This is a genomic window from Bradyrhizobium viridifuturi (assembly GCF_001238275.1).
In the GTDB taxonomy this organism is placed as follows: domain Bacteria; phylum Pseudomonadota; class Alphaproteobacteria; order Rhizobiales; family Xanthobacteraceae; genus Bradyrhizobium; species Bradyrhizobium viridifuturi.
On record NZ_LGTB01000012.1, the window covers coordinates 1 to 22,510 of the forward strand.

Annotated in this window: 21 protein-coding genes and 1 pseudogene; 13 read left to right on the top strand and 9 right to left on the bottom strand. The window is 65.4% G+C overall.

Annotated elements, in window-relative coordinates:
• Window positions 1-2: 2 nt before the first annotated feature.
• Both ALC15_RS12590 and ALC15_RS12595 read left to right on the top strand, forming a co-directional pair.
• Window positions 3-929 (top strand): GlxA family transcriptional regulator, encoded by a 927-nt coding sequence (locus ALC15_RS12590; protein WP_094193851.1) that lies wholly within the window; start codon window positions 3-5, stop codon window positions 927-929.
• An 88-nt stretch (window positions 930-1,017) separates the two neighbouring features.
• Window positions 1,018-1,584 carry a hypothetical protein gene (locus ALC15_RS12595; protein ID WP_050627495.1) on the top strand — a complete coding sequence of 189 codons (567 nt, stop codon included), beginning with the start codon at window positions 1,018-1,020 and terminating at the stop codon, window positions 1,582-1,584.
• A 21-nt stretch (window positions 1,585-1,605) separates the two neighbouring features.
• Here ALC15_RS12595 and ALC15_RS12600 read toward each other — a convergent pair whose 3' ends face one another.
• Complete coding sequence (locus ALC15_RS12600) at window positions 1,606-1,959, bottom strand: MmcQ/YjbR family DNA-binding protein (RefSeq protein WP_050627496.1); 354 nt, start codon at window positions 1,957-1,959, stop codon at window positions 1,606-1,608.
• Between the two features lie 190 nt (window positions 1,960-2,149).
• On the opposite strand from ALC15_RS12600, the gene ALC15_RS12605 reads away from it, so the two are divergent.
• From ALC15_RS12605 to ALC15_RS12615, 3 genes are all read left to right on the top strand, one after another.
• A complete protein-coding gene (locus ALC15_RS12605; RefSeq protein WP_244486045.1) occupies window positions 2,150-2,779 on the top strand; it encodes a PadR family transcriptional regulator in 630 nt (209 codons plus the stop codon).
• A gap of 196 nt (window positions 2,780-2,975) precedes the next feature.
• The gene (locus tag ALC15_RS12610; RefSeq protein WP_050627498.1) at window positions 2,976-3,671 is read left to right on the top strand and encodes a GNAT family N-acetyltransferase; all 696 of its coding nucleotides are present in this window, start codon (window positions 2,976-2,978) and stop codon (window positions 3,669-3,671) included.
• A 135-nt stretch (window positions 3,672-3,806) separates the two neighbouring features.
• On the top strand, window positions 3,807-4,961 hold the full coding sequence (locus tag ALC15_RS12615) for a serine hydrolase domain-containing protein (protein WP_050627499.1): 1,155 nt from the start codon (window positions 3,807-3,809) through the stop codon (window positions 4,959-4,961).
• 18 nt (window positions 4,962-4,979) lie between these two features.
• Here the strand turns inward: ALC15_RS12615 and ALC15_RS12620 are convergent, their stop codons facing one another.
• The 3 genes from ALC15_RS12620 to ALC15_RS12635 all read right to left on the bottom strand — a co-directional run bounded on the left by ALC15_RS12620 (window position 4,980) and on the right by ALC15_RS12635 (window position 10,527).
• The gene (locus tag ALC15_RS12620) at window positions 4,980-6,893 is read right to left on the bottom strand and encodes a right-handed parallel beta-helix repeat-containing protein (protein WP_128089508.1); all 1,914 of its coding nucleotides are present in this window, start codon (window positions 6,891-6,893) and stop codon (window positions 4,980-4,982) included.
• Window positions 6,894-7,115: 222 nt separating this feature from the next.
• Window positions 7,116-8,441, bottom strand: coding sequence for a TROVE domain-containing protein (locus ALC15_RS12625; protein ID WP_050627501.1), 1,326 nt, complete (start codon window positions 8,439-8,441; stop codon window positions 7,116-7,118).
• Window positions 8,442-9,585: 1,144 nt separating this feature from the next.
• Window positions 9,586-10,527: a LysR family transcriptional regulator gene (locus ALC15_RS12635; RefSeq protein WP_050627502.1), complete on the bottom strand. Its 942-nt coding sequence runs from the start codon at window positions 10,525-10,527 to the stop codon at window positions 9,586-9,588.
• A gap of 96 nt (window positions 10,528-10,623) precedes the next feature.
• Here ALC15_RS12635 and ALC15_RS12640 point away from each other — a divergent pair, with 96 nt between their 5' ends.
• The gene (locus tag ALC15_RS12640) at window positions 10,624-11,847 is read left to right on the top strand and encodes an MFS transporter (RefSeq protein WP_050627503.1); all 1,224 of its coding nucleotides are present in this window, start codon (window positions 10,624-10,626) and stop codon (window positions 11,845-11,847) included.
• Between the two features lie 64 nt (window positions 11,848-11,911).
• Window positions 11,912-12,256 (top strand): Lin0512 family protein, encoded by a 345-nt coding sequence (locus ALC15_RS12645; RefSeq protein ID WP_050627504.1) that lies wholly within the window; start codon window positions 11,912-11,914, stop codon window positions 12,254-12,256.
• A 29-nt stretch (window positions 12,257-12,285) separates the two neighbouring features.
• Here the strand turns inward: ALC15_RS12645 and ALC15_RS12650 are convergent, their stop codons facing one another.
• The gene (locus ALC15_RS12650; RefSeq protein ID WP_050627505.1) at window positions 12,286-13,167 is read right to left on the bottom strand and encodes an SDR family oxidoreductase; all 882 of its coding nucleotides are present in this window, start codon (window positions 13,165-13,167) and stop codon (window positions 12,286-12,288) included.
• Between the two features lie 79 nt (window positions 13,168-13,246).
• Here ALC15_RS12650 and ALC15_RS12655 point away from each other — a divergent pair, with 79 nt between their 5' ends.
• Window positions 13,247-13,951 carry a glutathione S-transferase family protein gene (locus ALC15_RS12655; RefSeq protein WP_050627506.1) on the top strand — a complete coding sequence of 235 codons (705 nt, stop codon included), beginning with the start codon at window positions 13,247-13,249 and terminating at the stop codon, window positions 13,949-13,951.
• Between the two features lie 4 nt (window positions 13,952-13,955).
• On the opposite strand, the gene ALC15_RS12660 is transcribed toward ALC15_RS12655, so the two are convergent.
• Window positions 13,956-14,501: a disulfide bond formation protein B gene (locus ALC15_RS12660; RefSeq protein ID WP_050627507.1), complete on the bottom strand. Its 546-nt coding sequence runs from the start codon at window positions 14,499-14,501 to the stop codon at window positions 13,956-13,958.
• Between the two features lie 8 nt (window positions 14,502-14,509).
• Complete coding sequence (locus ALC15_RS44805; protein WP_167350143.1) at window positions 14,510-14,668, bottom strand: DUF5993 family protein; 159 nt, start codon at window positions 14,666-14,668, stop codon at window positions 14,510-14,512.
• 145 nt (window positions 14,669-14,813) lie between these two features.
• Between ALC15_RS44805 and ALC15_RS12665 the strand changes: the two genes are divergently transcribed.
• The 3 genes from ALC15_RS12665 to ALC15_RS12675 all read left to right on the top strand — a co-directional run bounded on the left by ALC15_RS12665 (window position 14,814) and on the right by ALC15_RS12675 (window position 18,646).
• Entirely contained in the window at window positions 14,814-16,142 is a 1,329-nt protein-coding gene (locus ALC15_RS12665) for a dicarboxylate/amino acid:cation symporter (protein ID WP_050627508.1), read from the top strand.
• A gap of 215 nt (window positions 16,143-16,357) precedes the next feature.
• Window positions 16,358-17,374, top strand: coding sequence for an AraC family transcriptional regulator (locus ALC15_RS12670; protein WP_244486053.1), 1,017 nt, complete (start codon window positions 16,358-16,360; stop codon window positions 17,372-17,374).
• A gap of 117 nt (window positions 17,375-17,491) precedes the next feature.
• A complete protein-coding gene (locus ALC15_RS12675) occupies window positions 17,492-18,646 on the top strand; it encodes an acyltransferase family protein (protein WP_050627510.1) in 1,155 nt (384 codons plus the stop codon).
• Between the two features lie 125 nt (window positions 18,647-18,771).
• On the opposite strand, the gene ALC15_RS12680 is transcribed toward ALC15_RS12675, so the two are convergent.
• Window positions 18,772-19,527: an ArsR/SmtB family transcription factor gene (locus tag ALC15_RS12680; RefSeq protein ID WP_050627511.1), complete on the bottom strand. Its 756-nt coding sequence runs from the start codon at window positions 19,525-19,527 to the stop codon at window positions 18,772-18,774.
• Between the two features lie 250 nt (window positions 19,528-19,777).
• Between ALC15_RS12680 and ALC15_RS12685 the strand changes: the two are divergent.
• Window positions 19,778-21,195 (top strand): annotated as a pseudogene (locus ALC15_RS12685) (MFS transporter).
• Between the two features lie 214 nt (window positions 21,196-21,409).
• Window positions 21,410-22,051, top strand: coding sequence for a glutathione S-transferase family protein (locus ALC15_RS12690; protein WP_050627512.1), 642 nt, complete (start codon window positions 21,410-21,412; stop codon window positions 22,049-22,051).
• Window positions 22,052-22,191: 140 nt separating this feature from the next.
• Here the strand turns inward: ALC15_RS12690 and ALC15_RS12695 are convergent, their stop codons facing one another.
• A complete protein-coding gene (locus ALC15_RS12695; protein ID WP_050627513.1) occupies window positions 22,192-22,509 on the bottom strand; it encodes a DoxX family protein in 318 nt (105 codons plus the stop codon).
• Between the last annotated feature and the right edge of the window lies 1 nt (window position 22,510).

Below are 22,510 nucleotides of genomic sequence, written 5' to 3' on the forward strand. Positions count from 1 at the left end.
GGGTGCAGGCGCTCGACGTCGCAGGCCCGGTCGACGTGTTCGCGGAGACCAACGGTTTCGTCGCTGATGGCGATGGCTATGAGATCGTGCTGGTCGGCGCCAGCCGCGAACCGCTGCGCGCATCGAACGGCATGAGGATCTCCGCCGACCTCAGTTTCAACGAGGCGGATGCCAAATTCGACATCCTGCTCGTTGCCGGCGGCCCGGCTTTGCCCGACGCCGAGCCTGATCCCGAACTGACGCAGTGGCTGCGCCGTGCGCCCGAGCGCGCCGAACTCTACGGTTCGATCTGCACCGGCGCATTCGCGCTCGGCCATGCCGGACTGCTCGACGGCCATAAGGTGACGACGCATTGGCAGAACGCGCAGCTTCTGGCGGCGCGGTTTCCGGCTGCCGAGGTGATCTTCGACCGGATCTACATTCGTGACGGCAGACTGATGACGTCGGCCGGCGTGACCGCAGGCATCGATCTCGGCCTTGCGCTGGTCGCCGAGCGGCACGGGCCGCAGGTCGCGGTCGCGGTGGCCAAGCGGCTGGTCGTGGTGGCGCAGCGCCAGGGCGGGCAGTCGCAGTTCAGCCCCTATCTCACCGCGCCGGTCGACGAGGATTCACCGATTGCGCGTGCGCAAGCGCATATCATGCAGCACGTCGGCGAGCGCCACACGCTGCAATCGCTGGCCGAGGCCGTCGGCATGAGCGTGCGCAATTTCGGCCGCGCCTTCGCGCAGGAGACCGGCATCACGCCGCATGAATTCGTCGAGCGCGCCCGCGTCGACGCTGCACGCCGGCTGCTCGAAGGCTCGGACCGCCCGCTGAAGGCGGTTGCCTTCGACTGCGGCTTCGGCTCGGCCGATCGGATGCGCATCGTGTTCACCGAACGGCTCGGCGTGTCGCCGGCGCAGTACCGGTCGAGTTTTCGCAAACTGTGATGCCGTTCATCAAGCGGAGGCCCGATCGGGGATAGTGTCAACCTATCAGAATTGCTCCAATATCATGCAACTTTTCCGCGAGGCTGCCATGGACGCGCTCACGCTCTTCATCATCCGCCACGCCGAGAAGCCGGGCGAGTCCTGGCCGGGGCCCGGCTTCACCGCGAACGGCGTGTCCGATAACGAGTCGCTGGTGCTCCGCGGCTGGCAGCGCGCCGGCGCCTGGACGGCCTTGTTCGGTACCGATCTTACCGGCGGCGACTATGCCAAGCCTGATGCGATCTATGCCGCGACACCGGGAACCGAGCCCAATCAGCCACCGTCGAGCCGTCCCGCCGAGACGATCTCGGCGCTAGCAGCGCGGCGCGGCCTGACGCCGAACGAAGGGTTCGGCAAGGGTGACGAGCCGGCCTTGATGAAGGCGGTGCTCGCGTCGAAGGGCATCGTGCTCTTGTGCTGGGAGCACAAGGCGATCATCTCCGACATCCTGCCGCTGATCCCGGTCAGCAAGGGCACGCCGCCGACCAAATGGGAGGGCAGCCGGTTCGACGTCGTGCTGCGCTTCGAGCGCGCCAAGGGCGACGACAAGTTCGCCTTCAAGGAGCTGTTTCCAAAATTGCTGTCGGGCGATTCCGACAAGCCACTCGGCGGCTGAGCCGCGCCGCAACTGCGCCGATCAATCCAGCCCGAGCGCCTTGCGCGATTTCCGCGTCAGCTTCGCGGAGATCAGCGCGTGCGCCTGATCGAGATAGGCCTTGAGTTCGGCGTCGGGGAGGGCGTCGTTCCTCACTAGCTGCACCCATGTGGCGCGCGCCAGATATGGCGCCGGCCGCGCAAAGCCCTGCTCGATCAGAAGCTGGTAGGCCATGTTCGATGTCTTGAACATGAAGCCGCCGGTGCTCTCGATGTAACCGCCGGCGAGCGCGAACATCTTGCCGCCGACCTTGAACACCGACGTGCCCTCCCATTGCACCACCTTGGTGGCGGCGGGCAGGCGCAGGCAATGGGTTTCGAAGGTCTTTGGGCGCATGAATCGAGCGGGCCGGGAGTGCTCTAAGCCATAAGCCGGCGACGCTACGGTCGACAAGCCCGGTGAGGGCCGCCGATCCCCAGGCTCGTTCCGATCCCCGCTCTATCCTCACGACCTCACGAAATCGTGGGTTGTCGTCAGTCCATCTATAGATATATCGTAAGATATGTTTTGAGTAAGGAATTACACAATGAGACGATCGATGTTTCGCGACCGGGGCGACGAGGGTTTTGGATTTGGCTTCTTCGTGGGCCGGCACGGCAGGGGCGGCCACCGCTTTGGCCGCGGCGGCCATGGCTTCTTCGGGCGGGGCGGCGGCGGTGACTTTCCGGGATCGCGGCGGCTGTCGTCGCAGGACCTGCAACTCGTGATCCTGGCGCTGCTCGGCGAGCAGCCGGGGCACGGCTATGAGCTGATCAAGAAAATCGAGGAGCGGTCGGACGGCTTCTACAGCCCGAGCCCGGGCGTGATCTATCCGGCGCTGACCTTCCTCGAGGAGATCGGGCACGCCAGCGTCACCCAGGATGCGGCGCGCAAGCTCTACAGCATCACCGAGCAGGGCAAGGCGCATCTCGCCGAGAACCGCGCCACCGCCGACACCATTCTCGAAGCGCTATCGCGGATCGGCCGCCGCATGGAGGAGGTGCGCGAAGCCTTCGCCGGCGTCAGCGATCTCGATGGCGGAGCGTCCGACGATTTGCACCGCGCCCGTCACGCGCTGAAGAGCGCGCTGCGCCGGAAGCGCGGCTGCGATGCCGCCGAGGCACAGCGGATCGCAAAGATCCTGGACCGCGCCGCCGCTGAAATCCTGCAGCAGTGACGTTAGTCGCAGGCACGGAGTAACGCTGCCGCTCAAGGGCGGCAGCGAGCTCTGCCTGAAGGTGGCGCGAGGATCCGTTCCGCACGCAGGCGGAAAATCCCGCTGGCGTGATTGTGAGCCGCAACGGCCTCACGCCATGCTGGATTTTGTCGGCGCTTCTTGCTCTGCTCCCAAAAAACAGGGAGCGAAGCGCCGCATGTCCGAAGTCCCGCCTCATCATCCACTCGATCGCCCGATCTGGAGCGCGCTAACCACGAGACAGCGTGAGCTAGCGGAAGGTGGCACCAATGCCCGGCGCTTTCCGGTTGCGATCGCACCCTTCGCCGACATGCTCGACATGTCGCCGCAGAGCTTTGCGGCGCTCGGCGCGCTGCTGTCGGGACCTGAGATCGCGGTGCTGTTCACGCCTGAGCCGGTCACTGTACCGCCGGAGTTCAAGGTGCTGCTGGCCGAGACCGGCGAGCAGATGATCGGCACGCCGGCGGACTCTTCTCTGCCTGGCGTCGAGATCGCCAGGCTCGGGCTAGCTGACGTTCCCGCGATGGTGGCGCTGACGGAACTGACCAAGCCCGGACCGTTCAGCGCAAGGACGCATGAGCTCGGCAACTTCTTCGGCATCCGCGTCGGCCGCGAGCTGGTCGCAATGACCGGCGAACGGATGAAGCCGGGGAATTATACCGAAATGACCGCCGTGTGTGTGCATCCGGATCATCGCGGCCGCGGCTATGCGCAGGCGCTGCTGTCGGCGGTCGGCCGCCAGATCGCGGCGCGCGGCGAGATTCCGTTCCTGCATGTCTTCACCAGTAACGTCTCGGCGATCGCACTGTACCGGCGCCAGGGCATGGAAATCCGCCGCCGTCTGCACATCACAGTGTTGCAGAAGCAAGGATAGCGCTGGGCTGAAGGGGGACGTCTCTACCCAAATACATGGGAACGAAAGAGTTCAGTTCAAGAATTGCCAGGCGCCTGTCTCACCGCGTATGTCCCGCCTCCCTCAAAGCCGGGGGATGCAGCGGGGAGCAAGCCCATGGCAGTTGCGACGACAGACGGATTCGCCGACGCGCGGTTTTCGGCGGCGCGTGAGGCGTTCGAGGCCAATTTCGCTGACGGGGAGGAACTCGGCGCATCGTTCTGCGCCACGATCGACGGCGAGACCGTGGTCGATCTGTGGGGCGGCTTCGCCGACGAGGCGGAGCAGCTGCCCTGGACGCGCGACACCATCGTCAACGTCTATTCGATCACCAAGACCATGACCGCGCTGACCGCGTTGTGGCTCGCCGATCGCGGCGCGCTCGATTTCGCGGCGCCGGTTGCGCGCTACTGGCCGGAATTCGCCGCGAACGGCAAGGCCGGCATCACCGTGGCGCAGCTGATGAGCCACTCGGCCGGACTTTCCGGCTGGCATCCCGCGATCAGCGGCGAAGACTTTTATGACTGGGAGAAGGCGACATCGACGTTGGCTGCGCAAGCGCCGCTGTGGGCGCCAGGCACCGCGTCGGGCTATCATGTCTACACGTTCGGCTTCCTGATCGGCGAGGTTGTCAGGCGGATCACCGGCAGGACGCTCGGCACGGTGTTCCGCGAGGAGATCGCAGCTCCGTTGAACGCGGATTTCTGGATCGGCCTGCCGGCCAGTGAGGACCATCGCGTCGCCGACCTCGTGCCGTTCCTGCCGTCGTCTGCCGCGACCGGCGTGGAAATGACGACGATCCAGCAGATCACCTTCAGCGACACCCGCACCGACGTGCCCTCGACCCGCACCCGTGCCTGGCGCGGCGCCGAGATCCCGGCGGTGAACGGCCACGGCAACGCCCGTTCGATCGCCGCGATCCAGACCATCCTGGCGACAGGCGGCACCGCGAAGGGGCAGCGCATCATGTCGGAAGCGGGCTGCCGCAGGGCGCTGGAGGTGCAGATCGATGGGCCGGATCTCGTGATGCGCGGCATCTCGGTCCGCTTCGGCCTCGGCTACGGTTTGCCGAGCCCGATCCTCAGCCTGGTGCCGCCGAACCCGAACACGCTGTTCTGGTCGGGCGGCGGTGGGTCGTTCGTGCTCATTGATACCGACGCGCGCATGACGTTTGCCTATGCGATGAACCGGATGCAGCGCGGGCTCGTCGGCGACGCCCGCTCGTTCCGGATCATCCGTGCGATGTGGCGGGCGCTCGGGATGACGCCCTGAGCGGAGAGCGTGGCGCGCTCAGGCCAGCCTGTTGCCGGCGAGATGCACCGTGCGCTTGTCGCAGCTCGGGTCGATCGCGACGGCAGTCGTCGTGATGTGCCCGCGTGCGGCGATGTTGTTGCTGATCTCGACGTTCCTGGCGCGGCCGACGAAGATCGCGCTGTGGGGCTTGATGTGGAACAACTCGCCGGCGCCGAACACATTGCCGCGCAGAAACGTCTGGCCGATCACATTGCCGGCGATCTTCGCACCGTCGGCATTGCTGACGAAGATCGCGTAGATGTAGGAATCGTCGATGTGGTTGCCTTCGATGATGACGCGCCGGTTCTCGAAATTGTCCTGGAATCCCTTGGCCCCTTCCGGCGGCACCATGCCGACATAGATCGCGCCGAGCGTTCCGCTGCCGCTGGTCAGCTCATTGGCGCCGTTGACGCAGTGGCTGAAGCGGTTGTTGCGGAATACCAGGTTGTCGGCAAACCCGGACTCCGACCAGAAGCCGATGTCGCTGCCCGCCTGCAGCGCCACCCCGGTCGAGAAGGTGAACTGGCAGTTCTCGACGATGGCGTTCGGTGCCTTCATCAGCGCGCGGCCGCAGGCGTGGAAATTGCATCGCAGCACGGTGGCGCCGGACCCGATATGTGTCAGCGAGGTGACGGCGTCGCCGACCTTGAGCGGCAGGTCCTGTTGCAGGACCACGTCGTAGATCAAATCCGGCTGGGTGGTCGGGCTCCGGTCCTTCCAGAGCTGGGCGATCTTCGCCTTCAGCTCCGGTGCGTGACGCTTGGTCAATTGCGCGACCTTGCCGCGTCCGAGTGAGCGAAACGTCGCGTGGTCGCAGCTCTCGATGTCGTCGCCCGCCTCAAGGCCGATGTCCCATTTCGGGCTGAGCAGGAACCGGCGCGGCGCGGACTTCGCCACGACGTAGTAATAGAAGCCATGCACGTTGATGGCGTCGTCGGAGGTATTGGCGAAGCTGCAATCCTCCATGGTCGGACCGTGCGCGACCGCGGTGAAGTGCGAGCCGTCGGAATTGGTCGAGATCAGGCGGTCTGACGTCGCGCCCTTCGGCCGCGGTCCCGGGACGACCGAAACCTTCTGCAGCAGCATCGAGCCTTCGCCGCCATTTTCGATGATGCCCATCCCCGGAGAGGCGAGGAGCTTGAGATCGATCAGGCTGGTGGCGACGCTGGAGTCGACGGCGATGGCATGTGTGCCGCTATTTGCGATGGTGACGACGTCGCCGATGGTGATCGGCAGCTGGCTTGGGAAACGGTCATTCGCGCTCCACCGCAACTGCACCTTGATCGCGCCGTCGCTGAGGCGCGTGGCTCGGGCCGGCGACAGGAAATCCCTGGCGCCGGTCTTCAGCGCCCGGTTGCGGCGGTCCATCACCTTGAAGAAGCCGTCCGTGAAGGCGGCGAGCAGTACGGCATCATCGGGGAAGCCGGGGTCGACCTTCACCGTGATCTCGACCGCCTGCTTGTCGAAAGCGGTGATCGTCCCTTGCGTGAAGGGCAGCGGGTCGTAATCGATGGTGAGATCGCGAACGGTGAGGCGGTTGCAGCCGGAGATCACCAAGGTCCCGCTGCGCGTGGTGTTGATCAGTTCCGCGCCGTTGCCGTTGAGCTCGAAGCCGTGCAACTGCCGAAACGCGAGCGGCCGCTTGATCCGGTAGCTGGCGTTCTTCTCCAGGTTGAGTACGATGTGAACCGGCCCCGCCTTGCTGGCATCGCCCGCTGCCTTGGCGATTGCGGCCAGCGCCTTGGCAAAGGCCGCGTCGGCGTCACCGCCTGATGTCGCGGTGAAGGTGGCCATGTCGAAGCTGGCCGCGCCCGGGACCGACGTCTGCTCGGCGCGGCTTTCCGTGCCGAACAGCGGGCCCGCGACAAATAGCGAAGCAAGCGTCAGCGCCCGCCGGCGGCTGATCGACATCGAGTGCGTCTCCTTGCAGGACTGCGACCGGTCGCGCGCATGGTCGGTCCGCGAAGATGAATTGGAGCCAAACAGGGTGGAGCTGGCGCAGCCGCTCTCGAGATTGTGAATGACGTTGCCGCCGGTCGTGCGCTGCGCGAGCGGTGCGCTCGTCCATCGCACCAAAATGTATTGAGCCCGGGCGCGCAGGCGCGTCCGGGCCCCATTGTTGTCGAGCAGGCGTCAGTGCATCGTCTGTTCCGACGCTGCGATCCAGGCGATCACGGCCTCGGAGAAGCCGTCGACCCGCGTCCACGGGCCGTGTCCGACACCGTGCTGGTAGGACGCCACGTTGACCATGTATCCGCGTCCCTTGGGAGCGGGCACCTGGTCGTGGCTCTGCTCGTCGGTGAAGACGATCAGGCGATCGCCCTTGCGGTCGATCTCCGTCACCGCCTTGCCGAGATACGTCCCGCCATGCGGCTGCGAGCCGATGATCGCATCGCGCAGCGCGAAGCCGCGGCGCGGCGGCAGCTTCACGACCTCATTGCTGAACGTGAAGATCTCCACCTCGTCGCAAACCTCGCGGGCGAGGATCGCAAGACCGCAGGCCGCCTCCGCCCGCGTCATTTCGGATTGGGCCGAGAGCGGCGTGAACATCGATCCCGACACGTCGATCAGGAGCCGCGTGCGGCCGTCGAGCCGCGCGTAGTCCTTGATCGACTTCAGCATCGCGGCCTCGAGCTCCGGCTCGAAGTCCGGTGCATAACGCGCCGCGGTGATGAAGCGGTAGGGAAGGATGCGGTCCGTCCGCATCGCGTCGATCGCCTCCGCGATGGTCCGGCGCGGCACCTCCGCCTTCTGCATCAGGCGCAGGTTGCGGAGCAGCGCCAGCCCGCCGAGCTTGTTCTCGCCGATCAGCCGCTCGAAAGTCTCGCGCTCGTCCTTGCCGGACGAGAGCGAAACCTCCCAGGTGTCGGGCGAGGCGAGCTCGCCATCGACGAGCTGCTTCCACACCTTCTCCTGCGCGGTGTCCTTCGGCTTGGCGTGGACCAGGAACAGCACGTCCTTGATCCGCACCGCGCCATCGCGATCGTATTTCGCGAGCTGGTAGGCGTCGAACTTGGTGAGCGCCCGCGCCAGCCCCTTCTTGATCTGCGCCGAGACGGGTTGACGCTTGCGCTGCTGCTGAGGACCGAGCGCATCAGCCCAGTAGATCGCAAGCAGCTCGGTCATCTCGTCCGGCCGCTGGATCACGCGGGCGAGCGTATCGGCAACGAGGCCGCGATGGGTCGCGTGCCGGGCCATCTCGCGGACCACGAGCAGCGGCGCATGCCGCAGCTTCATGGTCTCGCGCGCAGCGATGGCGAGTTCGGCCGTCCGCTCCGGATCGACCTTCGGCACCAGCGCCTTGATGCGATCGGCGATCGCAATCCCGTCCTCGTAGAACTGGTTCTCCCAGAGGAGGCAGTTCAGCAGCGCGCGCCGCAGCTCCATCTCGGGCGTAAAGCGCTTTCCGCGCGCTCCCTCACGGGTGAAGGCGCGCATGATCTTGTTGATCGTGGCCATGATGGCCTCCTTTCTGGGTGAGTATGGATTGGATAGTGGTGCCGGGGAACAGGCGAGGCTGACTGCCCTTGCGGGCTTCGCATGCTCTTCCATCGAGCCACGGACTTCTCGTCCGGAAGGAATCGAACCTTCTGCCTTGCGATCCGATGTAACAGCGCTCTTCACCACCGGCATTGACGGACCACGTCCCGGGAACAGGCGATTGCTGAGACCCCGGCCAGCCAAGGCCGGACGGGTAGCGCTCTATCCGCTGAGCTACCGGTGCACATGACACCGGGCGGGATTCGAACCCGCGACCTCTCGTTTCACAGACGATGTAACAGCGATCTTCACCACGGGGCGTGGAAGGGGTCGGCGGGGAACAAGCGATGCTGTTGCTGCCCTTGCGGGCACCGTGGTTCAGACGAAGTAACAGACATCTTCACCACCGCCGCGCCGATGCTTGCGCATCGGCGAATGGGTCCGCTGGGGAACGGGCGATATCGGCTTGAGCAGTGACGCAACACGGCATCCATCCTTGCGGAGGAAAACCGTGCCGGGCCGCGTGCGGATCCCCTCGCGAGGGCCGCATCCCGGTGCGTGCGCCAAAGGCGGGGATCGAACCCGCTTTCACCAGACGAAGTATCCGACATCTTCACCACCAGCGGCGGTCGGACCACAGCGATGCGGCCGACCGTTTCGTGAATAGTTGATGGCGGCGCTGTCGACGCGCCGCCCATTGCGAACTCCTCGGAGTTCGCTCTGCCATCGGTATCCGGCTCATCGCCTCGTTCCCTCCGGCAGGCCCCGCGCGCTTGGGCACGCGCGTCTCCGCGCGAGCCCCGGGATCCGGGTCTCCCGTTCCGGCTTGCGCCGGGCAGTTCAGATGAGCCGTGCTGCGGACAACAAAAAACCCTCCGGAGCACTTGGCTCGGGAGGGTCCGTTTAGGCGGACTGTCGACCTCGCATTATGCGAGGTCGCTCCCATGAGCCGGGCACGCGCTATCGATCGGCCGCAGGCCGTTCGACAGTTGGCGGGATATTTCAAATCCGTAGTGCATCATCTGGCTCATGTTTGATCGCGAACGGTGGTGCTCGCGAAGGTTGCGGGACATACGCCTCGTCGATGTTGATGTCAACAACCGAAATGATAGCGACGGAAAATTCAGCGCTGCTTGCGCGGCTTCGCTTTGTTCGCGGGCTTGCTGCCGCGCGCAGCGATCCGCGTCAGCGCATCTGCAAACGCGCGTGCGGCGGGACCGAGCGGCTCGTCGAGCCGGTGCGCGAAATAGGCCTCCATTGCAAGCGCCGCGTTGCGACCAAGCGCGCCGGTCTCGATCCGCACCAGGCGGCGTTCGCTCAAGTCGCGCGCCACCTGCCAGCGCGGCAGCCGGCCCCAACCGAGTCCGGCCAGGATCATGGCGTGCTTGGTGTCCTGATTGCTGACCCTGCAAATCTGCGGCGAGAGGACGCCGAAGGTGCGGCCTTCCGATAACGGCGTCGGGTCCGACAGCACGATCTGCAGATGATCGGCGAGGTCGGCGACGCTCTTGCGGCCGCGGCGCGCGAGCGGATGGCTTGCGGAGGCGACGGCGATTATCTGCACGGAGCAGATCGCGTCGAGCGCGAGGCGGGGATCGCGAAAATCCTCACCGACGGTGACCGCGAGCGCGCTGCGCCGTTCGGTCAGGGCGGCGATCGGACCGCCCATCGGTTCGACCGCGAGCCGCACGCTCACCGATGGATAGGCCGCCCGCATCTCGGTCAGCGCCGCGCCGACGGCGGCGATCGGAAACAGCGTGTCGACGACGACAGCGAGTTCCGACTCCACCCCGTCGCCAAGACCGTGCGCCCGTGCCCGCATCGCATCGACCCGGAGCAGCAGGTCGCGCGCGTTGCCGAGCAGCGCCTTGCCCTCGGCCGTCAGCGCCGGGCGATGGCTGGTGCGGTCGAACAGCATGATGCCGAGTTCGGCCTCGAGGTTGGCGATGGCGTGGCTGACCGCGGACTGCACCCGCGCCAGCTTCGCCGCGGCGGCACGGAAGCTGCCGCTGTCGGCGATGGAGACGAAGACGCGGATCTGGTCGAGCGTGAGGTTGTCGAGCATGATCTATTGAATCGATCAACAGGATGCAAAACATATCACTCCTGTCGATGATCGGGAAACGCTATTTGTGGTGACTTCAATAGGGTGGGTGCACGCATGACGATCGAGACGACCTTGGCGCGGCAGAGCGAGGCGAAGCGATGGGCGACGGTCGCCGTCGTGATCGGTTGCGGGATCGGCGCCGCGCTGCAGGTCGGCAAGGTGCCGATCGCCGCGGCGATGCTGCAGCAGAACCTCGGCATCGACCTCGCCGCGGTCGGCTCGGTCGGCGGTATCTTTGCGGTGCTCGGGCTGGTCGGCAGCGTGCCGGCGGGCGTCATGATCGCAGCGGTCGGCGCGCGCCGGGTAATGCTGTGCGGCCTTGCCGCCATCACGCTCGGTGCGGCGTCCGGCGCGCTCGCGCCGTCACTTGCGGTGCTGCTGGCATCGCGTCTGCTGGAAGGGCTCGGCTTCCTGCTGGTGATGGTCGCAGCTCCCGCACTGCTCGATCGCGTCGTTGCTGTCGGTGCGCGCGACGTCACGATGGCGGTTTGGAGTTGCGTGATGCCGTTCGGGATCGCGCTGGCGCTGGTTGCGGGGCCGATGTTCGATGGCTGGCGCGCGATCTGGTGGGCCAGTGCCGCGTTTGTGGCGTTGCTGTTCATTCTCGCCAGCGTCTTCGTCCCTGAAGTCGCATCGCGGAGCGGCCCGGCGCGTGCCGGCCTGATGCAGGAAGCAACCGCGCTGGCGCGGCGCCGCACTCCGGCGCTGCTGATGGTGCTGTTTGCGCTCTACAGCCTGATGTTCTTTGCGCTGTTCAGCTTCCTGCCGATCCTGCTCACCGCGCGGCTCGGAGTCTCCGGCCAAGCCGCAGGCGGTCTCAGTGCACTGGCGGCGGCGGCCAACGTGGTCGGCAATCTCGCTGCCGGCAGTTTGCTGGCGCGTGGCGTCAACCGCAATGTGCTGATTGCCGTGGCGGCGTTCGTGATGGGCGTCTCCGCGCTCGGGATATTCCTGCCGGTGCTCGGCGGCTGGGGTGCATTCTGGCTGTGCCTGCTGTTCTCGGCTGTCGGCGGCCTGATCCCGGCGACGCTGCTCGCAACCGCGCCGGCGGCGGCGCGTTCGGCGGCGATGGTGCCGGTCATGATGGGGCTGTTGATGACCGGCAGCAATTTCGGCCAGGTCACCGGACCGATCGCGGTCGGCGCGGTCGTCTCGGCCTGGGGCTGGGGCGCCGCCAGCGTGATGGTGGTCGTGGCGGCGATCCTTGCCGGTCTTGCTGCTTGGCTGCTCGCGCGCGGCGATCACAACCGCGTGGGTGAGGCAAGGGGCCCGGCTTGACGGCGCCGACGCGGAGGGCGAAGGAGGGATCCGTCTCTCACGCCAACGACAACAGGAAAGTTTCATGACACGCGTGCGCTGTATCACCGAAATGGGCATGGGCGTCGACGTACACGGCCGCGATGCCACCAAGGCCGCCAAGCGGGCGGTGTCGGATGCGATCCGCCATTCCAGCCTCGGCTTCTTCCGCATGCTCGGCAAGACCGCCAACGACATGTTCGTCGACGTCACGATCGCCGTGCCGAATCCCGAAGCGGTCGATACCGAAGCCGTCGCCAAGGAACTGCCCTATGGCACCAAGACCGTGAAGGCGATCGCCGGCGGGCTCGAGATTCCGTCCGATCTCGGCAACGACCCGATCCTGATCGCGAACGCCGCCGTCATCGTCAGCTTCGACGACGGGAAATGAAAGCGGAGGCGGCGACCGGTATGCGTGCGTTACTCGCCGCCCTTGAAATAGTCCGGCTTGCCGGTCGTCCAGGTCTCGCCCCAATGCTGGCCGCCGCCGTCGACGGTCAGCGTCTCGCCGGTGATGAACTTGCCGGAGGGCGCGGCGAGATAGACGGCGGCTTCCGCGATGTCCCAGGGCGTGCCCGGGCGCATCATCGGGTTGGAGCGTGGATAGGCGGCGCGCGCCGCCTCGCTGTAGACGTTCCAGCCATCGGTCTCGATCGCGCCGGGCGCGATGCAGTTGATGCGGATGTGCAGCGGCGCCCATTCGACCGCAAGCGCACGCGACAGCCCGATCACGCCGGAGCGTGCCGCGATCGAGTGCGCGATGCCGTAGAGGCCGTGCGTCGTGACCACGACGATGTTGACGATGCTGCCCTGATGTTTGCGGTCGCGCCAGCGCTGCGCCGCCGCCTGCATCATGTACCAGGTGCCGTTGAGGTTGGTGTTGATGACCGCGTTCCAGCCCTTGATCGAGACATCGATCGCGGCCTGCGGGAACTGGCCACCGGCGCTGTTGACGAGATGATCGATGCGGCCGTGCTCGGCCCACAGCGCGTCGAACATCATGTTGACCGCATCGGCATCCCTGATGTCGGCGACATGCGCGGACGCCTTCAGCCCGCGATGGCCGAGATGATCGACCAGCGCGTCGAGTTTGTCGGCATTGCGTCCCGCGACGACGACATGCGCGCCGAGCCGGGCGAACAGCCAGGCGATGGCGCGGCCGATGCCGCCGGCGCCGCCGGACACCACGGCCACCTGACCGGCCAGCGCGTCGGCCGCGAACACGGTCGGGTGTGTAGCGAGCTCGTCGTCGGAGAGGCCGAGCGCTGCGCCTGTCTGTTGATCGTGCCCTTGATCGTTCATGGCCGGTTGCGGACCTTGCGGCTTTCACTGAGCTCCGTACATTAGCCACCCAACAACAACCCTGCAAAGAATGTCTGATATGACCGATCTGTCGGCTTTTCCCATCACAAAACGCTGGCCCGCCCAGCATCCGGACCGTCTGCAGCTCTATTCGCTGCCGACGCCGAACGGCGTGAAGGTCTCGATCATGCTTGAGGAGATCGGGCTGCCGTACGAGGTCCATCTCGTCGACTTCAACAAGGACGACCAGAAGTCGGCCGAGTTCCTGTCATTGAACCCGAACGGCAAGATCCCGGCGATCCTCGATCCCAACGGCCCCGGCGGCAAGCCGCTGGCGCTGTTCGAGTCCGGTGCCATCCTGCAATATCTCGCGGAGAAGACCGGCAAGCTGTTGCCGGCGGATGCAGCGCGCCGCTACCAGGCGATCCAGTGGGTGCACTTCCAGATGGGCGGCATCGGGCCGATGTTCGGCCAGGTCGGCTTCTTCCACAAATTCGCCGGCAAGGATTATGAGGACAAGCGGCCGTTGCAGCGCTACGTCGCGGAGTCCGCGCGCCTGCTCGGTGTGATGGAGAGCCATCTCGTCGGACGGCAGTGGTTCATGGACGATGAATATACCATTGCCGACATCTCGATGCTCGGCTGGGTGCGCAATCTGATCGGCTTCTACGGCGCGCGCGAGCTCGTCGAGTTCGACCGGTTCAAGAACGTCGCTGCGTGGCTCGAACGCGGTCTGAAGCGCCCGGCCGTGGAACGCGGGTTGAATATTCCGAAGCGTCCGTGAGCAGCTATTTCAGCAACTCATAGACGATCGGATTGTCGGCGCAGGCACGCAGACCGCACTCGAGCAGGGTCGAGACCACGTTCAGCGCCGTCAGCCCGATCACCAGCCAAACGGCGCCTTGCGCCAATCCGCCGGGCACGGTGGCTTGTGCTGCGCGGTGGTCGAACTGGCGGTCGAACAGCAGCATGGCGGCGAGCAGGACGATCGCCGCGATGAAGCCGATCAGCGCCCACGTATAATAGTGATAGCCGAGCAGTGCCGAGCCGTAGCCGGCATCGCCGGGGAGGATGTGCAGCAGCACCTGCCGGGTCGAGACCGAGGCGCCGAGCACGGCCGTTAGCAGCGACAGGGCATAATGGCTCGGCCGTGGTCCGAAGCGGATGTTCAGGATCGGCCCGATCGCCAGCAGGGCGAACAGGATGCGCTGCAGCAAACACAGCGGGCAGGGCAGCTCGTGCAGCAGCAGTTGCGCCGCAAAAGCAGCACTCAGCAGGAGCGCGAGGGCATAGAGCGCGAGCGCATTCAGGATCACGGCCCTTGTATCGGTCATCGCCGGCCTCAGAACGACAAGGTGAGACGGTCGGTGGCGTGATGCAGCAAGGTCGCGACGCAGGCGACCAGGATCACCGCGAACAGGCCGATCGCCAGCCGACGCGGACCACGCCAGGCCACCAGCATGGCGATGGTGATGGCGAGAAACAGTGCGGTGAATTCCATCCTCAGCCTCCGGGTGCGAGCCGGCCGCAGTCTATGACAGATTCGTGTGTGCCGGCGGCGGCGCGAATGGGCATTGTCGCTTGCGCGTTGCTCCGCCAAGATGGCACCACTCGTTGTGTCAAATCTTAGCCTTCCGGGACATCTCATGACCACAGACGCGATCAAGCCGGTTGCCCATCCCCATCATCAGCCCTGGTACAAGATCCTCTACATCCAGGTGCTGATCGCGATCGCGGCAGGCGTCTTGATCGGGCATTTCTATCCCGGCCTCGGCAAGCAACTGAAGCCGCTCGGCGACGGCTTCATCGCGCTGATCAAGATGATGATCGCGCCGGTGATCTTCTGCACCGTGGTGCACGGCATCTCATCGATGGGCGACCTCAAGCGCGTCGGCCGGGTCGGGCTGAAGGCGCTGATCTATTTCGAGGCAGTGTCGACCGTCGCGCTCGCGGTCGGCCTTCTGATCGGCGAGCTGCTGCAGCCCGGCCGCGGCTTCAACATCGATCCCTCGACGATCGATCCGAAGGCCGTCTCGAACTACGTGACGCAGGCGAAGGAGCAGGGCATCGTCGCCCATCTGATGGCGATCATTCCGGACAGCTTCTTCGGCGCGTTGGCGCGCGGCGACCTGCTGCAGGTGCTGCTGATCTCGATCCTGTCGGGGTTCGCCATCGCCTTGATGGGCAAGCCCGGCGAGCCGATCGCCGAGGCGATCGACAAGGCGTCCAAGATGTTCTTCGGCATCATCCGCATGATCGTCCGGGTCGCGCCGCTCGGCGCGTTCGGCGCGATGGCCTTCACGGTCGGTGCCTACGGCCTCGGCTCGCTGGTCAACCTGGCGGCGCTGATCGCGACCTTCTATCTCACCAGCATCCTGTTCGTGCTGATCGTGCTCGGCGCGATCGCGCGGTTGGCGGGTTTCTCGATCATCCGCTTCATCGCCTATATCAAGGACGAGCTCCTGATCGTGCTCGGCACCTCGTCGTCGGAGACCGTGCTGCCGCAGATGATCCAGAAGATGGAGCATCTCGGCGCCTCGCGCTCGGTGGTCGGTCTCGTGGTGCCGACCGGCTACAGCTTCAATCTCGACGGCACCAACATCTACATGACGCTGGCGACGCTGTTCCTGGCGCAGGCCACCAACACGCATCTGACGATCTGGCAGGAGCTCGGCATTCTCGGCGTCGCCATGATCACCTCGAAGGGCGCGTCCGGCGTCACCGGCGCCGGCTTCATCACGCTCGCCGCGACGCTGTCGATCGTGCCCGATATCCCGATCCAGTCGATCGCGATCCTGGTCGGCATCGACAAGTTCATGAGCGAATGCCGCGCGCTGACCAACCTGATCGGCAACGGCGTCGCCTGCGTCGTGATCAGCCTCTCCGAAGGCGAGCTCGACAAGGACGCGCTGCACGAGACGATGGCGCATCCGCTCCAGCTCGGCGAGGCGCTGGAGCCGGGCGCCTCCGGGTAGGCAGCATGACGTCGTGGGGTCGTCGCAGGGGGCGCTGCCAAAATATCGAAAACAACCCCATGCAAAGGGGCCGGCGGCGGCCGGCGTTCGGCCGGGCAACTTGACACGTCGGGCAATTCAGGGGTATTTTCTAATATTCCGAAATGGCGCGGGTGTCCCTTCGCCCCGCCGCGCCCACATCGCTGGCGAGCCCGTCGACCAGCTTGGTGAAGAAGATGCTCCTGGATATAGGTCTTCGCGGCGGGGCGCTCGCTTTGCTGGTGCTTCTCGCGCTCGACGCGCTGCTGCAGTTGCGCAACAGCAGGCTCGGCCGCATCACCCTGGTTTTCGACCTGTGCGGAATTGCGTTTCTCATTGAGACGGCTCCGCAATTTCGCGACAGCCAGGCAGTGTGGGTCCTCGTCCTGCGGCTGGCGAGCAATATGGCGGCGGGCGTCTTCGTGCTCTGGAGCGAGGAGGTTTTCGACGACACGGCGAGGCCGCCGTTGATCGGTTGGACAGCGGTGGGCTTGATGGCCTTGCTTGCCGTCTGGGCCGTGGTCACCGACTCTTCATGGGCCTGGCTCGCAACCCATGTCTGCGCCCTCATGCTTGTGGTGATCGCGATCGGTCGCGTGCTGCTGGGCCGAGCCGACGACCTGATCGAGATGCGCCGCCGGGATCGGATCGTGTTCGCGTGGGGTTTGGGCCTCGCGATCGCGGGCTGCACGCTGATCGGGTCGACCAATCTCGCGATGACGCCTGCGCTCCCCGGTGTGCTGGGCATCGCGCTTGCGGCTGCCTTGTTCCGCCTGCATCGGGCAAGCCCGATCTCCGCGGTCGCTGCCGCGCCACCGGCATCGGGCCCGGCCGCATCAACATCTGAAATGACCGAGCCGGAAGCGGCCCTCTATCGGCGTCTGCTGACGGTCATGGAGGTGGAGCGGGCCTACCGCGACGGCAGCATGACGATCGCCAGCCTGGCCAAGCGGCTCGACGCGCCGGAGTACCGCGTGCGCCTGCTCATCAATCAGCGGCTCGGCCACGGCAACTTCGCCCGCTTCGTCAACTCATACCGGCTGGCGGAAGCGCGCTCGGCCCTGGCCGATGCCGGCCAGGCGCGTGTCCCGATCCTGACCATTGCACTGGATGCCGGCTTCGAGTCGATCGGCCCGTTCAATCGCGCGTTCAAGGCGGTGACCGGAGAAACGCCGAGCACATTCCGCAAGCGGGCCCTGGCCGGGCCGGTGTGACGCACCGATTGTCGCAAACGGCCAGGTTTTGCGGGTTTCGGCGACCCTGAGTGCGACTTTCGGCGCGACCGGCCAGGCCTTGGCCACCATGTTCGGCGTCCCGCAAAGGAGACGCACATGGAACGCCCCGTTCGACCGACGCCCCACAGGCTCCTGTATATCGACAATCTGCGCTGGTCGGCGATCAGCATGGTCGTGGTCATGCATGCCGCCGTCACCTACTCGCCGTTTGGAAGCTGGTACTATCGCGAACATCCACCGTTGGGCCTCGGCACTCGGGTGGCGTTTGCGGCCTATCAGGCATTTCAGCACGCCGTCTCGATGGGGCTGCTGTTCGGCATAGCCGGATACTTTGCCGCCGGCATGGTGGCCCGCCGCGGCGTCGTCGGCTTCTTGAAGGAACGGCTGTATCGGCTCGGCATACCTCTGCTGCTTTACATCGGGCTTATTGGACCGCTGACCGAATACTACGTGGCGGGATCATGGTGGTCGCAGCCGCGCCGGAGCTTCACTGAGGACTGGTTGCACCACGCCTCCAACGGCCAGCTTCTTGACGGCTCCGGCCCGCTCTGGTTCTGCCTCGTGCTGTTGCTGTTTTCCGGCTGCTTTGCCTTGCTGTGCAGATTCCGGCCGATCGGCCAGCCCTCCGCCCGGCCGGTGCCGAGCCTCGCCGCCGTGCTCGGCTTTGTCCTGGCGATGAGCGCCGTGACGTTCGCGGTGGGGCAGCTGGCGCCGGAAGGCCGCACCATCCTCAACATCGCCATTCACGACGCGCCGCAGTACCCCTTCATGTTCGCCGCCGGGGTGGCGGCGTGGCGGGGGGATTGGCTGCGACAGATTTCGAGCGGCGCAGGACGGCGCTGGCTGGTCTGCGGGCTGGTGGGGAGCGTCACGCTGTGGGCCGCGATTGTCGTGTTCGGGGGAGCCCTCGAGGGCCGGCTGGCCGACTATGGCGGCGGTTGGCATTGGCAGGCGGCAGGCATGGACTTTTGGCGGTCGGCGACGTGCGCCTCGCTCAGCCTGGGGTTGGTGGTGCTGTATCGTGACCTGTTCGACTGGCAGGGTCCGGTGACAGGGTTCCTCAGCCGCAATGCTTTCGGCGTCTACGTGCTGCATGCCCCTGTGCTGATCGCAGTGACGCGCGTCATGCACGATTGGTCCGTTGCCCCGCAATGGAAGTTCCTGTTGGCAAGCCTCATTGGCGTGGTCGCCAGCTTTCTGGTCGTCGGATTGCTGGCTCGGCGCGTTCCGGGGCTGCGCGCAGTGCTGTAAACGTTGGCGCGCGCCCATGAGATTTGCGGGCAAACGGCAGCCATGCGCTATTTGGTTGCGCACTAGGATGCGGACTCATTGAGGCGCAGCCTGATTGACATCGGTTGAACGAAGGCAAGGGCTGCCTAAACCGAATTAACCGCCGCCCGGCCTCGGGACAGTGATGCAACAGGCCCCTTGCAGGCGTCCGTTGGTGGTGCGCCCTCAATGCCGAACGTTGCGGCAAGCTCTCTCACGCCAACGGGAGTCACGAGGAGCGCGCGGCTATCCCGGATATGCTCGACCCAAGCGTGATCGAGGGCGTGACGAAGAATGGCAGCGCCGACCGCCCCGGCCAGATGCGGCCGGCGCTCGCTCCAGTCGAGACAAGGTCGGCAGAACACTCGGCGCTTGGAGGCGAGGCAAAGATCGACGCCCAATCCATCGAAGAATGACTGACCGGCATCGGTCAGTTGGCCGCCATCCTCGTCGAGCAGAATAAACGACTGTTGGACCAGCCGGTCGGCGATTGCAACGGCGATGCGGCCGGCCATGTGGTCATAGCACGTGCGCGCGTGTCGAAGCGTCTCTCCTCCACGCCAGAGATTGCGCTGCCGTGCGGGGCCTTCCTGTGCCACGACCATGAGACCTTCCAGCATGCGTGCGACAAGCGGAGAGGCCAGACGGAAATATCGTCGTCGGCCCCGCCTTTCAAGCGCGAGCAGTCCGGCGTCGCTGAGTTTCGCGAGATGGCCACTCGCTGTCTGCGGCGCCACGCCGGACAGATAGGCGAGCTCCGTTGCGGTCAATGTTCGGCCATCCATCAGCGCACTAAGCATGTTGGCGCGCGCGGGATCGCCGACGAGTGCCGCGACCTGTGCGATCTTGGGTCCCGTGTCCATGTCTTTGTCCTACGCCGACCAGGACGCAGCGCCAAGCACAAACACTTCGGCGAAGATCGTAGTGTTTTTGCGAGACCGGCGCGATCGCGGGACATAGGTTGCGCGGACACTGATACGTCCCGTCGAAGGAAGTGCTGCCACGAAGCATAGATCATCCTGCGGCGTCGAATATTCGATCGGTATCGAATGATCATCGCAAAACGGGGCTTATCCGAGCCGACAAATTCTCACGGACAACTGAGTGTGATCAATGCAACCAACTTTGCTCGACACAAGGCATCGGAAACAAGCCCGCTCCGACAACACGTCATTGCATTCGCATCTCGCGAAGCCGCTGGCGCTTGCGGCCATGAGCCTCGGCCTTGGCGTGGTGCAGCTCGACATCACCATCGTCAACACCGCGCTGAGCAGCATCGGGACCTCGCTCGGCGGCAGCGTCGCCGAGCTGCAATGGGTGGTGACCGCCTATACCATCGCGTTCGCTGCCTTCATTTTGACCGCCGGCGCGCTCGGTGACCGCGTTGGTGCCAAACGGATATTCATCGGGGGCTTTGCAATCTTCACGTTGGCTTCGCTCGCCTGTGCACTGGCCTCGTCGGCGGTGTTCCTGATCGCCGCGCGCTCCGTGCAGGGCCTGGCGGCGGCGATCCTGGTGCCGAACTCGCTGACGTTGCTCAATCACGCCTATGCCGATCCGAAGGCGCGCGGCCGCGCGGTCGGCTTCTGGGCTGCAGGTGCGAGCGTCGCACTGACTGCAGGGCCGTTCGTCGGCGGCACGCTGATCGCGCTGGTCGGCTGGCGCTCGATCTTCCTAGTCAACCTGCCGATTGGCGCCGCCGGCCTCTGGCTCGCATGGCGCTATGCGGAGGAGACGCCGCGACTAGTGCAGCGCGAGATCGATCTGCCGGGCCAGATCGCGGCGATCGCAGCGCTCGGCACGCTGGCCGGCGCTCTGATCGAGGGCGGCGTGCTCGGCTGGAGCCATCCGCTCGTCATCATGGGCTTCGCAGCGGCGGCCGTGATCGGTTTCCTGTTCGTGTGGCGCGAGGCATGCGCGCCACAACCGATGCTGCCGCTCTCGCTGTTTGGCCATCGCATGTTCGCGCTGACCGCCCTGGTCGGGCTTCTCTTCAACATCGCCTTCTACGGCTGATCTTCGTGCTGAGCCTCTATTTCCAGAAGGTCAGCGGCTGGTCGCCGTTCGCAACGGGCCTCGCCTTTGTGCCCATGATGGGCATGGTGCTGCCCGCCAACCTCGTCGCCGCGTCGGTCAGCGAGCGCCTGGGCGCGCCGCAAACCATCGCGCTGGCTTCGTTGATCACCGCCGCGGGCTGCATTGCGCTGCTGCTGCCCATGACCTCAGGCACGAGCTACTGGGCGATCGGCGCGCAACTCGTCGTCCTCGGCGGCGGCCTCGGCCTGCTCGTGCCGCCTTTGACCTCGACACTGCTCGGCAGTGTCGAGAAGTCGCGATCCGGCATCGCCGCAGGCGTGCTGAATGCGACGCGACAGACAGGCAGCGTGCTTGGTGTTGCCCTGTTCGGCTCGCTGGTCCAGGGGGACAATGGGTTCATTGCAGGCGCACATGCCTCGCTGGTGATATCGGCTGTCGTGTTGCTCGCAGCTGCGGTCGTGATCTGGCTCGGCCGACCAAGGAAGGGACGATGAAGAGGAGATGTGCAGACCGAGTTCGTCTGATGCCCGGAGGCAATTCCAGACCAACGAAGCATTCCGTTCGAACGCGGTGCAACAACTCGGATATCGAACTCATACCCGACATGGCGATGCGAAGATTTGGCGATGCGAAGATTTAATGGGTACATGGCCTAATGAGGCCGCCGTCCTAGTCCATCCAGCCCAGTCCAGTCCAGGAGCGCCAATCATGCTCACCGTCTATGGCGAAGGTCGCGGTTTCCGCGTTGTCTGGCTGCTCGAGGAATTGGGATTGGCCTATCGGCTTCGTCCGGTCGACCTGCTCGCGGTCGAGATTGATCGCGATTTCCTCGCGATCAATCCCGCCGGTTACATTCCGGCATTGCAGGACGGCGAGACGATCATGGTCGAATCGATCGCGATTCTTGAGTACCTGCTCGCCCGATACGGCGCGGGTACGCTTGCCGTCGCCCCTGATGATCCCGCCTTCGCGTCGTACCTGCAATTTCTCCACTTGGGCGAGGCCGGGCTCGCCGGGCCGATGAATGCCGTCTTCGTCGGTCGCGAACTGGCGCCCGAAGCCGAGCGAGATGCCCGGGTGACCCGCTGGGCATTGGAGACCTTCGAGAGCCGGCTCGGGTTGGTGATCCGCCGCCTCGCGGACTGCCCTTATCTAGCCCGCGACCACTTCACGGCCGCCGATATCTCGGTGAGCTACGCCCTGCTGCTGGGCCTGCGAACCGGCAACTACGTTCCCGGTCCGACCGAGCGGGACTATCTCGCCCGCACGACGGCACGCCCTGCCTACATCAGGGCGATGGAAAGCTGCCAGGCCACCAAGGCCTGGGCGGCGCGATCACCGGGATTGTAGTGCCTGTTTTAGTGTACCCATTGAGCGGCTCACGGCCGATGTCCGCTTAAACACCAACAGCGGCGGAAGGGGAGCGCGTTCTCCTTCGGCATTCCAAGCCGATCGGCAGCTTCCCCAAGTGCCGGGAAGCCACCGATCTTTCAAGAAATCCGACACGCCATCAGGAGCAAGGCAGCAAAGCAACCGATCGGTGCGAGGTGGGAGAACTCCCGATGTCGCGAGATGGTCAAAGCTGCCGCCGCGAGAATGACGGCGCAGAGGATCAAACCTGGTGCCCGGGTTGCCGGTATAGCGACCAGGATTGCAGCCGATATTTCCAATCCGCCGGTGACCCGGCACCACCACGCAGGATACCCCCACCGAACAAAGTTGCTCCGCGTCGTCGATGTTGCGATCGCGTTGAACAGACCTGCACTGGCGAAGGCGGCGGCAAGCAGCCCAATGAATATCATGTGCATG